The 12,240-nt window shown below is 44.4% G+C and carries 9 protein-coding genes and 1 pseudogene; 7 read left to right on the forward strand and 3 right to left on the reverse strand.

Going from position 1 to position 12,240, the window contains the following annotated elements; all coding sequences use genetic code 11:
* Window positions 1-25: 25 nt before the first annotated feature.
* Together KJB35_RS04160 and KJB35_RS04165 are read left to right on the forward strand one after the other, a co-directional pair.
* Window positions 26-1,477 carry a DUF1566 domain-containing protein gene (locus KJB35_RS04160; protein WP_213885217.1) on the forward strand — a complete coding sequence of 484 codons (1,452 nt, stop codon included), beginning with the start codon at window positions 26-28 and terminating at the stop codon, window positions 1,475-1,477.
* 1 nt (window position 1,478) lies between these two features.
* Window positions 1,479-2,054, forward strand: a complete 576-nt coding sequence (locus KJB35_RS04165) for a DUF1566 domain-containing protein (protein WP_053307911.1) — start codon at window positions 1,479-1,481, stop codon at window positions 2,052-2,054.
* Window positions 2,055-2,161: 107 nt separating this feature from the next.
* Here KJB35_RS04165 and KJB35_RS04170 read toward each other — a convergent pair whose 3' ends face one another.
* Window positions 2,162-3,805 carry a methyl-accepting chemotaxis protein gene (locus tag KJB35_RS04170; RefSeq protein ID WP_213885216.1) on the reverse strand — a complete coding sequence of 548 codons (1,644 nt, stop codon included), beginning with the start codon at window positions 3,803-3,805 and terminating at the stop codon, window positions 2,162-2,164.
* Between the two features lie 331 nt (window positions 3,806-4,136).
* Here KJB35_RS04170 and KJB35_RS04175 point away from each other — a divergent pair, with 331 nt between their 5' ends.
* From KJB35_RS04175 to KJB35_RS04195, 5 genes are all read left to right on the forward strand, one after another.
* Window positions 4,137-4,958, forward strand: coding sequence for a phosphate ABC transporter substrate-binding protein (locus KJB35_RS04175; RefSeq protein WP_005375153.1), 822 nt, complete (start codon window positions 4,137-4,139; stop codon window positions 4,956-4,958).
* A 100-nt stretch (window positions 4,959-5,058) separates the two neighbouring features.
* Window positions 5,059-5,991, forward strand: a complete 933-nt coding sequence (pstC, locus tag KJB35_RS04180) for a phosphate ABC transporter permease subunit PstC (protein WP_005375154.1) — start codon at window positions 5,059-5,061, stop codon at window positions 5,989-5,991.
* 22 nt (window positions 5,992-6,013) lie between these two features.
* Entirely contained in the window at window positions 6,014-6,877 is an 864-nt protein-coding gene (pstA, locus tag KJB35_RS04185; protein ID WP_005383923.1) for a phosphate ABC transporter permease PstA, read from the forward strand.
* Between the two features lie 60 nt (window positions 6,878-6,937).
* On the forward strand, window positions 6,938-7,687 hold the full coding sequence (gene pstB, locus KJB35_RS04190) for a phosphate ABC transporter ATP-binding protein PstB (RefSeq protein WP_005375156.1): 750 nt from the start codon (window positions 6,938-6,940) through the stop codon (window positions 7,685-7,687).
* A gap of 327 nt (window positions 7,688-8,014) precedes the next feature.
* Window positions 8,015-10,138: a GGDEF domain-containing protein gene (locus KJB35_RS04195; protein ID WP_085569367.1), complete on the forward strand. Its 2,124-nt coding sequence runs from the start codon at window positions 8,015-8,017 to the stop codon at window positions 10,136-10,138.
* A 128-nt stretch (window positions 10,139-10,266) separates the two neighbouring features.
* Here KJB35_RS04195 and KJB35_RS04200 read toward each other — a convergent pair whose 3' ends face one another.
* Window positions 10,267-11,913: a BatD family protein gene (locus KJB35_RS04200; RefSeq protein WP_054579336.1), complete on the reverse strand. Its 1,647-nt coding sequence runs from the start codon at window positions 11,911-11,913 to the stop codon at window positions 10,267-10,269.
* Between the two features lie 4 nt (window positions 11,914-11,917).
* Window positions 11,918-12,240 (reverse strand): annotated as a pseudogene (locus tag KJB35_RS04205) (hypothetical protein); the annotation flags it as partial.

Raw genomic sequence — 12,240 nt, forward strand, 5'->3', positions numbered from 1 at the left:
TTAAAATCAAAAGAAGATAAAATCTATGAAGTTTCAATATTCTTTCGTTGCTATGTCACTAGCCCTTGCTGGCTGTGGCGGAGGTTCTGGTGGTGACACGTCGGCACCGACCTATGATGTAGCTGGCACCATCGTTTCTGCAGGTACACTTCTTGATACGCCAGTGTGCATCGATTTAAACCAAAACTACGTTTGTGATACGACCGAGCCGAGTGCTAAAACGGATAATGCCGGTAAATTTAGCATGACTTCAAGCGACAAAAACGTACTAACCAGCACCATTCTTGCTCAAGTTGATCAAGGTTCGAACCAAACGTTGCGTCTTGCGGCTCCGGGCCAAAACTTAGCAACGGGTAACACGGTCAATGGTGTAACAACGTTGCTCGCAGGTCTTGTGGTTGACGGTAAAACCGTTGCTCAAGCTGAGGAGATTGTGAAAGCACAACTCACCGATGCCGGTGTTTCTCTGTCTGGAACGGTAATGTCTAACGCAGAAGCCAGCGAGCTAGATAAGCTAGAGCAAAACACGGTTGCACTATTAGCTGCAATGCAGCCACAACAAATGACCCAAGGCGTAGCGCTGCTTGCTCAAAGCCTTAGCTACCAGGGTAAATCATTGGCCTCTGATCTTCTGTCTGAAGTGGAAGTGAGTGCATTTGCTGAAGAAATTGTAGCGGTTGCTGAACAAACGGTTGGTAGTAACGATACGGGCGCCGTTCTTTATTTTGCTGAAGGAGCAGCAGACGTAGCAGAGGTTCAAGCGTCTTACCCTGGTCAAGATGCGGAATACGGCTTCGATAAAGAGGACAAGCAAACGTCGACAGGCGCTGGCTTTAAGTTCGTTAAGCTAGATTCACAAGGTGCAGCTTTAGCTGCAGATGCGACTGAGTGGGCTTGTACTATGGACGAGCGTACTGGTCTTGTTTGGGAAAATAAGAGTGCGGATGCGAGCTCGGTTCAATTTAAAGATCGCCTATTTGCGTTTGAGTCTGAAACATTTAAGCCATTTAGCAAAGATGTAGAGCTTGCAGGTTGTAAAGACGCTGGTGATGAAGTTTGTACCACTAGCCAATATGTTGAGTACATAAACAAACAATCGTTATGTGGAATCACTGGTTGGCGCTTGCCTACTTACCGTGAAACATATGACTTATTAGACTTTGGTGAACAAACACTGTTCGCTCCGAACGAGGAATATGCGCCACACAACGTGTATGGTTTCAATGTTAAATACTTCCCACAGCAAACGATAGGCAGTCCTTATTTAGAGTATGGTGCGTTTTGGCATAGCGACTTTACGTTTGTGAATACATCATCACAGCTCGTTGATGCTGAGGTTTATTTTCCTGCAATTATCTCTCGGGGCGTAGATAGAGGCACTATTTCACTCGTCGATATTCGCTCAAGCAACACAAGTGCAGACGCCGATGACTCATACCAATTCCCAATCCGTCTAGTAGCAGTAAAGGGCCAATAAGATGAAGAAATTAATAACTGTACTATCTCTTGCTTTGGCTTCTCAAACTGCAATGGCTGCACAAGAGTGTTCTACTGACTTTGCTAAAACGGCACCTAACACGCGTTATACATATTCTGATAACGGTACCGTAACTGACTTAAAAACAGGTCTTACATGGATGCGCTGTCCAGTTGGTATGACATGGAATGTAGGAAATCAAGAATGCCAGGGGACGCGATCTACAATGTCATGGCAACTCGCTCTCTCCACAGCCAAACAAATTCGTAATAAGGACGGCAACCATCCTCTTCACAATTTTGCAGACAAAAAAAATTGGCGACTAGCAAATATCAAAGAGCTGGTATCTCTAACTGAGCGAGCTTGCCACAGCCCAGCCATAAATAGTACAGGGTTTGCTAGCGGCTATAGTCTGACAGATGGAGATGATGTTCTAGGGCGTTATGTCTGGAGCAACACACCTAATGGCGACGGTAAGCATGTTGCAACTTTTGATACGACTAATGGTGAGGTTTTCAATAGAGATCCGTTAAACTCAAGTTTCAAAAGTTCTCTCTTGTTAGTGACAGATGAATAATAATTATTACGTTAATAAGGGTTGATAGCTTTGCCTTTATAATAAGCTCCGCCAGTGCGGAGCTTTTTCTTTTCTAACCTTTGGAACTTATCGTGTTGTTCAGAGATTTAAACTTGGAACTGCTTAAGCTGATGTTTTTGGTTTTCTGCTAAACCAGACAACTCTTGCGCTGCCGCGGCTGATTGAGTGATACCAGTGACGTTCTGGCTCACTAGTTCATAGATGTTCGTTAAGTTGTTGTTGATATCAGCCGTGACCTGCTTCTGCTCTTCTGATGCGGTCGCAACTTGAGTGTTGATTGAGTTCAGATCGGCGATAGCATTACTGATATTAGCAAGTGATTGGCTAACTTCTTGTGTCAGAGCTTGGTTGTCTGACAACATCGCTAAGCTGAAATGCATACTTTCATTTGCGTGACCAGATTGTTGCTGTAGCTCTTCTATAATGGTTTGGATCTCTTTGGTGGACTCCTGAGTTCGCGCTGCCAGCATACGTACTTCATCGGCCACTACCGCAAAGCCTCTGCCACTTTCGCCCGCTCGTGCAGCTTCAATCGCTGCATTCAGTGCAAGTAGATTCGTTTGCTCAGAAATACCTTCAATCACTTCGATCACGCGACCAATGTGTTCTGATTGATCTTTTAGCGAAGTTACGACGGCAGCGGCTTCGTTAAGTTGTTCCGCCATCTTTTCACTTGCGCGAGTGCTTTCCCCAAACATGCTTATACTTTGTGAGGTTAACGTACGTGCTTGATTTGATGCACTATCAGCTTCTTGTGCATTGGTCGATACTTCAGCTGCGGTCGACTCTAGCTGATTGATCGCCGAGGCTACTTGCTCAACTTCTTGCTTTTCTTGATCCGAGTTGACGCTGCTTTGAGTCATAACAGTTGCTAACTCGGTTGATGCTGATGCCACATCTTCACTAATGCGAACCAATGCGCTTACAGTTTCACGCAGTTTTTCTATGGTCTGGTTTACATCTCGAGCCAGCTGAGACACTTCGTTTTTCCCGATGGCTTCGGCCTTAACTAGTAGGTCTCCCTTCGCGACTTCCTGCATCGTTACTTGAAGGTTACGAATCGGCGCAACGATGTAGCTGGCGAGTACCCAACTAATAAGTGAAGCGGCACTCAAGATCACCGCAAGCGAGACGGCGCTGTAAGTGAGCGTGGTTGAATGTTGTTCGCCATTCGTTTCGACTTCATCGGTGACGATTTGATTCAATTGTTTAGATAGTTTGTCGATGGCGTTGATCATCGCTTCGCCAGCTAATCGATACTCAGCCATTGCAGATTCGTACTTTTGATTGAAATCAGAGGTGGTGTAATCAGAAGAGTGTTTAGTGGTGAGCAGAGGTGTCATGGTACCGCGAGTGAAATCAACATAGTGATTCATGGCCTTACGCATAGCATTGACTTCATTTTGAACGCCAGGGAGATTGTCGATGGAGTTAAGAAAATCGCGGTTTTTGTTTTGTCGCTCAGAAAGCTCTTGGTTGAGAGACTGAACATCTTCGGCTCTAAATAGACTATAAATGGCTTTGATGCGCATGGCGTAAGTGTTGTCTACGATGCCGCTAAGTTCCTCTTTGTGAATGATTAGCTTATGGGTGGAAGCCGAAACCTTATTGAATGCTTGATCGAGTTTACCGATTCCGACACTCAGTCCAATGATGAGTAATATAACTGTGAATAGAACAGGCAGAAAAACCTGAAGTTTAATAGAAAGCGTACTAAGAAATTGACGCATGAGATTGACCCTCTATCGGTTTGATTATTATCTTTTTTATAAATAAGCATTTCGATTTTAATTGTTATATTTGTCAAATCAATGAGTTACTCATATCTAATTGTTATGAAATGTACCAAAATCGATGGGGTTATCATCTTGAACATGAGGCAACGTTATAAAAACGTTACGTTCAAATTGAGAGAGGGATAAGTCGCGGAATTAATAGTTAGAAATGACAACGTGTCATAGAGGGTTCAACTAAGTGAAACACAACTGTCATATTCAAATTCTAAAGTGAGCACCGTTCAAGTGAAACACAACGGCAATAAAGCCACTTAAGGAAATTGTGATGAAAAAGACAGTAATCGGTGCAATCGCACTTCTAGGCGCAATGGCAGTGACTCCTGTTTCTGCTAAAGAAACTATCTCTGCAGTGGGTTCTAGCAGCGTAACTCCACTGATGGAAGTTTTCTCTGAAACGTACATGAAGAAGAACCCTAACGTATTTATCGAAGTTCAAGGTCCTGGTTCTTCAGCTGGTGTAAAAGCAGCGAAAAATGGTTCAGCAGACCTTGGTATGTCTTCTCGTAATCTAAAAGACTCTGAAAAAGAATCAACACTAATCGAAGAAGTGGTTGCTCGTGATGGTATCGCAGTGGTTGTTAACCCACAAAACAAACTGCCAGGTCTAACAGCCGAGCAAGTGACTGCAATCTACAAAGGCGAAGTATCAAACTGGAAAGAAGTCGGTGGTGCAGACAAGCCAATCGTAGCCATTACTCGTGACACAGCTTCTGGTACTCGTGGCGCATTTGAAGACATCATGTCTCTAAAAATGAAGATTTCTGGTAAGAAGGTATCAGCTATCTCTCAACGTGCTCAAGTTGCAAACGGTAACGGCGCACTGAAAACAATGGTTGCATCTAACCCATACGCAATCGGCTACATTTCTCTTGGTACTGTAGACAACACTGTTAATGCGCTAGCAATCGACGGCGTTGATGCAACGGTAGCTAACGTTAAAAACGGTTCTTACAAAGTAGCGCGTCCATTCCTTGTTCTTTACAAAGAAGGCAAGCCATCAACAGAAACGCAAAAATTCCTAGACTGGATGCTAACTGACGAAGCGCAAGCGCTAGTTGACCAAAAAGGTTACATCTCAGTTAACTAATCCCATCGGGACTCTAAAGTTTGCTCAGCCCAACGTTTCGGGCTGAGCCTTTTCTATCCATTGTGTTCAACGGCATTGCCCAGAACCGTGAGATTTTTAAATGACCATCGCAACAAATAGTGAAAAGCTTATGAATACTGACGCTAGAGCTATCAGCAAGTCAGGCCTACGCGAGAAGCGTCGTGTAGACTGGAAAGAGCGCATCTTCCACGGCTTGTTCCTAACGAGTGCCGTAATCGGCATTGTTTCATTGGCCGTTATTGCATACTTCATCGTTCGAGAGAGTATTCCGGCATTCCAAGAAGCAGGCGTATCGGGCATTGTCTTAGGACAAAACTGGTTACCACCTGCGCTTTACGGTGTCGCCACCATGATTGTGGCATCTATCGTATCGACGGCTGGTGCTGTCATTGTTGGGGTTCCAATTGGTGTTCTGACCGCCATTTTTATCGCTGAAATCGCACCAAAGCGATTAGCAGACATCATCCGTCCAGCGGTTGAGCTGCTAGCCGGTATTCCTTCAGTGGTCTACGGTTTCTTCGGTCTGGTTATTATCGTTCCATTGATTCAGAAGGTATTTGATGTACCTGCAGGTAATACTATCCTTGCCGGTATCATTGTTCTTGGTGTGATGATTCTACCAACGGTAATTACGGTATCTGAAACGTCTATCCGCGCTGTGCCTCGTACTTATAAAGAAGGTTCTTTGGCACTGGGCGCATCGAAAATCTACACCATCTTTAAGTTGCTCGTTCCAGCGGCTCGCTCAGGCATCATGACAGGTGTGATACTGGGTATCGGTCGTGCATTAGGTGAGACCATGGCGATCATTATGGTTATGGGTAACGCGCCGGCAATGCCAGAAGGCATCTTGGATTCGGCTCGTACACTAACTGCAAACATCGCTATTGAAATGTCTTACGCAAGTGGTGTTCACGCGAACGCACTTTACGCTACAGGTGTAGTACTTCTGGTCTTCATCATGTCGTTGAACGCTGTACTACTGTACCTAAACCGAGAAAAAGCGAAGTAATCGCTCGTTAAAGGTGACTATTATGGATCGCGCAAAACTGAAAAAAGCACGCCAGTTCAAAGATAATGTCTTTAACGCATTTGTCTGGATCTCGGCAGCACTAACGGTAGGTTTTTTGTTCTGGATTATCTGGTACATCCTATCAAACGGTCTACAACACGTAGATTGGAACTTCATTACTGATAACTATACGCGCACAGGTGAAGAGCACGGTATCTTCCCAATGATTGTGGCGACCATTTACATGGTTATCGCTTCTATCGCAGTGGCAGCGCCACTCGGTATCATGACGGCAATCTACTTGACCGAATACGCGAAAGTGGGCAGTCGTTTGGTGAAAATCATCCGATTCTGTACCGAGTCATTGGCGGGTATCCCGTCGATCATTTTCGGCCTGTTTGGTATGACTTTCTTCGTGGCGATTCTTGGCCTTGGCTTCTCGATTCTGTCGGGTGCATTGACGCTAAGTATCCTAATCCTGCCAGTGATCATCCGTACAACGGAAGAAGCGCTGATGGCAGTACCACAAACGTACCGTGAAGGCTCTTATGGCCTCGGTGCTTCTAAGATTTACACTATCTGGCGTTTGATTCTTCCGAGCGCAATGCCAGGTATCTTAACCTCGGTCATTCTAAGTATTGGTCGTGTCATTGGTGAGTCTGCTCCAGTATTCCTGACAGCAGGTATGGTTGCACGTATTCCGGATTCTTTATTGGATTCAGGTCGTACGCTAACCGTTCACCTATACAAACTGACTACCGAACTGTTTACCGTTGAAGAATGGAATCAGGCTTACGGTACGGCAACAGTGCTTATCGTGGTTGTTCTCTTGATCAACATGGTAACGAAACTGATTGCTAGACGTTTTAACACCGCAACTTACTAACAACACTAATTAAGAACGCACGTTAAAAGACACGAATTCAAGAATTAAGAGATTAAGACAATGAACAAATTTGATATTGAAAACCTAGACCTATTCTACGGTGACAACCAAGCACTGAAATCGATCAACTTACCAATTCCAGTTCGCCAAGTAACTGCACTTATCGGCCCGTCAGGTTGCGGAAAATCAACGCTTCTACGCTGTTTGAACCGAATGAATGATCTAATCGAAGGCGTGAAAATTACAGGTAAATTGGCGATGGACGGCGAAGATATTTACGGCAACATTGATGTTGCTGACCTTCGCATCAAAGTCGGCATGGTATTCCAAAAGCCAAACCCATTCCCGATGAGCATTTACGAGAACGTGGCTTACGGCTTACGTGCTCAAGGTATCAAAGACAAAAAGACAATTGATGAAGTGGTAGAGCGTTCGCTGCGCGGTGCTGCACTTTGGGATGAGGTGAAAGATCGCCTTAAATCACACGCATTCGGTCTTTCTGGTGGTCAGCAGCAACGTTTATGTATTGCACGTACAATCGCGATGGAGCCGGATGTGATTCTGATGGATGAGCCAACGTCGGCACTTGACCCAATTGCGACACACAAAATCGAAGAACTGATGGAAGAGCTAAAGAAGAACTACACCATCGTTATCGTGACTCACTCAATGCAACAGGCGCGTCGTATCTCTGACCGCACTGCGTTTTTCCTAATGGGTGAACTGGTTGAGCACAACGATACGCAAGTGATCTTTAGCAACCCTCAAGACGACCGTACTCAAGGCTACGTAAATGGTGATTTCGGTTAATCCACCGTATTTACAAGCATAACTAAATAACTATAAGCGATGGTAACTTTGCCCCTCTTGATGAGGGGCCTTTTTCTTTTTAAGTCGTAGGCTTAAAACATCTACCAACACAAAAATCTTGTAAATAAGTACAACTTTCCTCCCCAGTTTATAAAGCATGTAACTTATGTGAAACATGGCTTTAAAAGTGCTGAAGAGCTCTCGAATGTAACACTAAGTCTGATAATTTTGCGAATGACTTAACAGCTCAAATTTGAACGTATTGATTGCATATCATGGCCTAAGTAGTTTTTTATCGAGGATAAAAAAGTAGATTAGGTTGGTAGGGTGAGTTTAAGAAGTTTTACAAGAAAAGTGTCTTCAACGAGGGACCATCGGTTGCTAGCGGAGGCAATCTTTGATCATTTAGAGAGTCTGTTCTCCCCTCAAGCCCTCGCTATTTTTGAAGATCCTTCAATTAACCCTCGTCATTCAATGAGCTTCTCTCGCGGAGAGCTTTACCCAACCCAAAACTATCCTGAGACATTCTGGGAGTGGGCAAGTCAGTTTGATACCTCTGAAAGCATCATACCTCTGGCGATCAACACTTGTAACTGGAATCACACCCGAGATTTAGGCGGTGATAGTTACATCATGATGCTCGACAACACACCTATCAAACGTACCTACCTACTGATTCAATCTGTACATGCTCGCACAGCACATAATATCTATGAAGAAAGTTACGACGCAATGCAGCTCGCAGCGGCGCGTTGGCAATGTATTCGTGCTGAAAAAAATGCCTCGAAAGAGATCAGGCACAGAGATATTCGTGAAGCGCAATATGTTGATGAGATTAGCCAACGCGAGCGCTTTATCGAAAATATGAAGTTAGTTCAGCAAGTTGCACTCGAAATCTCTAATCCTGATTCTTTAAAGGACTTGTACTACAAAGCCGTCGAAGCGTTACGTGAACGACTTGGGTTTGATCGCTCTACACTGATGCTTCTCGATATGAAAAAGCGCAGCTTCAGTGGTACATACGGCACGGATGAGTCAGGAATTACGATTGATGAATTTCACACACAATACGATTTACATCAACTTAGCGAGGAGTATATCACCGCGTTATCTAGCCTTGAGAGCAACTTAGTGATTGTAGAAGACGCGCCAATATACACAGCAGGCAAGGTCATCGGGCAGGGCTGGAATGCGATGTTGATTTTACGCGATGGCAATGAACCGTTTGGGTGGTTCGCGCTAGATAACTTTATTCATCGTAAGCCGATAACGGCATATCAAAAACAGATGTTGGACTCGTTTGGTTCACTCTTCTCTCAAATTTACATTCGTAAGCGCCAAGAACAAAACGTACGCATGTTGCATTCAAGCATGGTTGAGTTATCACGTTGCACTACTGTCAGTGGAGTATGCAAATCGGCCGTCACTTTCGCCATTAAAAATCTTGGTATTGATCGAATGGCGGTGTTTTTAACTGATGAAAATTGCTCTTACATGCAAGGAACGTGGGGTACCGATATTCAAGGTAACGTGGTGGATGAATCTTACTTCTTTGGCGAAACCCAAGATTTCTCTCTTATAAATTTGGCTCGCTCAATGCCAAACGAAGTCGCATTTGAAGAATCAGTGCCTATTTATCATGACTGTAATATTGTTGGCTTTGGTTGGGCTGCGATGACGGTATTGACTTCAAATAGCAGTGGTCCTATCGCCTTTATCGCTGTTGATAATTTGCTGACACGTGCGCCGTTAACTTCTCAGTTACGTGAAGTGATTCGTATGTTCGCGTCCAGCTTAGCTGAAGTATTGCAACGTACTCAAGCTCAAGAGGCGATTCGCGAATTAAACGAAAACTTAGAGCTGGAGGTTCAGAACCGAACAAAAGAGTTGGAGGAAGCCAATCGACAGCTTGAGGTACTTTCTAAGCTCGATCCTTTGACGCGTCTTGGTAATCGCCGCATGTTAGAACATGTGATGCAAAAATATTGTGCCCTAGAGTGTGAAGACGACATGTCGTTTGGCCTGATCCTGATTGATATTGACCATTTTGGCTTATTCAATAATCACTATGGTCATCTCGAAGGCGATATCGCATTGATGCGAATTGGCTATATCTTGGATCATCATACCAAAGGTGAAGATGAAGTTTTTTGCCGTATCGGAGGTGAGGAGTTTGCATTGCTCATGATTGGTTCTGAGCAAGAGGAGGCCCGACTGAGAGCAGAGTGCATTCGTCAGTGCATCGAGGGCGAGGGGATAAAGCATCGACATAACCCAGAAGGGGAGTTACTTACCGTTTCAGTCGGTTACTCCTGTTATAAAGCGAAAGGCAAAGACTTTAATTTCGACCATTTATATCAGTTGTCGGATAAGGCACTCTATCAAGCGAAGAATCATGGGCGAAATTGTGTAAGGCGATACGAATACGAGCCCCAAGTGTTTGTTGAGTGAGTTATGTTCATAAGAGCAACTTGATAGGGAAGGGGCGGCGGTTGGTGCTCTAGATAAAACCGCTAAAGCAAATTTGGCCGGATAAGAGAATGGGCAGCTCATGAGAGCTGCCATTGTTATCTAGTTATTTATAGCTTTTCGAGTTGGTGGTCGGTTTTCGTTACGTTTGCTTTGCCAAGGTTTTGAATTTTCGCTAGCAGCGAATCAGGGCTCCAAGGTTGTTGGTTGGCACTAAAATACGCTTGATTCATGGCATTAAGCTCTTGCTTAATTGCTTGTACGTCACCAGGGTTTAACCTGTCTTGATGAGTGGTTAAATACTCATTTACAGAGCGTTCAATTTTCGCAGCATCGCCCTCTTCGATGACTTTTTTTAGCGCGTCGATGCAAAGTGGTTGTTCAGTATTTGAAACCGTTCCACTCGCTGTTATTGACCGCTTTTTCCATGCCCAAATAGCGATTCCCAATGTCATTATCCAAAGCCCTAAGAAAACAAAGGTTAATGTTCGCCAGAGACTGTTTACATCGCCGCTTGATTCAGGACTAGGGGCTGACACTAAAGGCGCTGAAAGAGGCGATTCCGGCAACGTGATTAGCCCAGTGTCATTTTTCTCTACGTCTAATGTTAGCTCTGGTAACGTTGTTTTCTTCGCTTCATCATTTTGACTGTCCCACCAGTTCAAGTCGTATCCTGGTAAGGTATATTTCCCGGCCTCTGTAGGAATAATGACTTGCTTCACCGTCATGGTAACGGTGCCATCTCTCGCGCTATCGAACTTAGGTTGTTCGGGATACACGCGCAGTGAACTCGGGTAACTAATATTGACTCGTGGCAGATATTCGGCTTGTGTACCGCGAGCCTTAACTTGAATGGTTCGAGTGAGTGAAGAGCCTTGTTTTACTGTGTTGATTGCGTTAGTCGACAATAGATTACCTTGATCGTCTTGCCAGCTCTGTGTCATTTCTAACGCTGAAGCAGGAAGCCATTCACCTTTAAATTCGCTCGGAATCGGTTTGACCGTGATTGGCATGCGTTCCGCTTTGGTGTTGATAGGCATTATTTTGGTTGAGCCCGTCAAGCTGTCGCCATAAATATAAGAACCGGTCAGTTTAGGACCTATCAAGGTATAAGTGCCTGGTTGATTGGCCGTTAGGCGAAACGACTGCTCTATGACCGCTACTTCTAACCCATTTAAGATCTTCTGTCTTTGCTGTAAGCCACCCAGTGCCTCAAGCTTCATGCCTTCAATTTGCGGAGGTACTATTTGTGGGTTATCTAGGCGTCGAGTGTCCGCTTTGATTAGAAGCTGTATACGTAATGTTGCAGATTGCTGAGGGTAGAGCGTACTGTTGTCGACCGTAATATTGAAGCTAAATAGATCATCAAGATTGGGGTCTGTTTGGCTCGCGTTGACACGTAGTTTGATCGGCTCCGTTTTCATACCATCAGCGGAAAAACTTGGAATAGTCAGAACACCTTCTTTCATTGGTGCAATTGAGATACTCCACTCGGTACGCACTGATTTTCTTCCGTTAATGTTATTGCTAGAGCGGCCATAACGAGGTTGACCCAAGAAGAAGTCTTTCTCTAGAACATTGAAGTCGATTGAGTCTGAGCTGAGCTCAGTATCTGAAATGATTCTGAGGTTAATCACTTCATTCTTGGCTACTTGTGTTTTATTCACACTAGCTTGAAGTGTCTGTGCCATCACCGAGAAACTGGATATTAGGCTGGCCACAAAAATAAAGACCAGTTTTACGCCTTTGTTCATCACAGGCTTACCACTCCTTTTGAGATTGTTGTGGAGGTTGTTTTTGTTGCGCTTGAAGTTGCATTTGCGCACGGATCAAAAAGCTTGGGTCGCGAGCACTTTCTACTGCTTCTAGTCGACGGAACTCAGGATCATCCTGATGCATTTTTTCGGGATGCGCTTTAGCCTGTATTGGTTCACCTTGATCCTTCACTTGCTTGTCATCTCGTTGCGGTTGATGTTGTTCCGTTTTTTGTTTTTCTTTTTTATTTTCAGAATCTTGCTGATTTTGTGACTGTTGTCCTTGCGCTTCTTTCCCTTCGTTTTGAGACTTTTGTTGCTGTTGCTGTT

This window comes from Vibrio sp. D431a (assembly GCF_030248655.1).
GTDB classification, from domain to species: Bacteria; Pseudomonadota; Gammaproteobacteria; order Enterobacterales; family Vibrionaceae; genus Vibrio; species Vibrio alginolyticus.

Excerpts from the sequence above, each read along its gene's own strand:
- pstC (WP_005375154.1), top strand. The coding sequence starts at position 5,059 with ATGACCATCGCAACAAATAGTGAAAAGCTTATGAATACTGACGCTAGA.
- KJB35_RS04160 (WP_213885217.1), top strand. The coding sequence starts at position 26 with ATGAAGTTTCAATATTCTTTCGTTGCTATGTCACTAGCCCTTGCTGGC.
- pstA (WP_005383923.1), top strand. The coding sequence starts at position 6,014 with ATGGATCGCGCAAAACTGAAAAAAGCACGCCAGTTCAAAGATAATGTC.
- pstB (WP_005375156.1), top strand. The coding sequence starts at position 6,938 with ATGAACAAATTTGATATTGAAAACCTAGACCTATTCTACGGTGACAAC.
- KJB35_RS04165 (WP_053307911.1), top strand. The coding sequence starts at position 1,479 with ATGAAGAAATTAATAACTGTACTATCTCTTGCTTTGGCTTCTCAAACT.
- KJB35_RS04170 (WP_213885216.1), bottom strand. The coding sequence starts at position 3,805 with ATGCGTCAATTTCTTAGTACGCTTTCTATTAAACTTCAGGTTTTTCTG.
- KJB35_RS04175 (WP_005375153.1), top strand. The coding sequence starts at position 4,137 with ATGAAAAAGACAGTAATCGGTGCAATCGCACTTCTAGGCGCAATGGCA.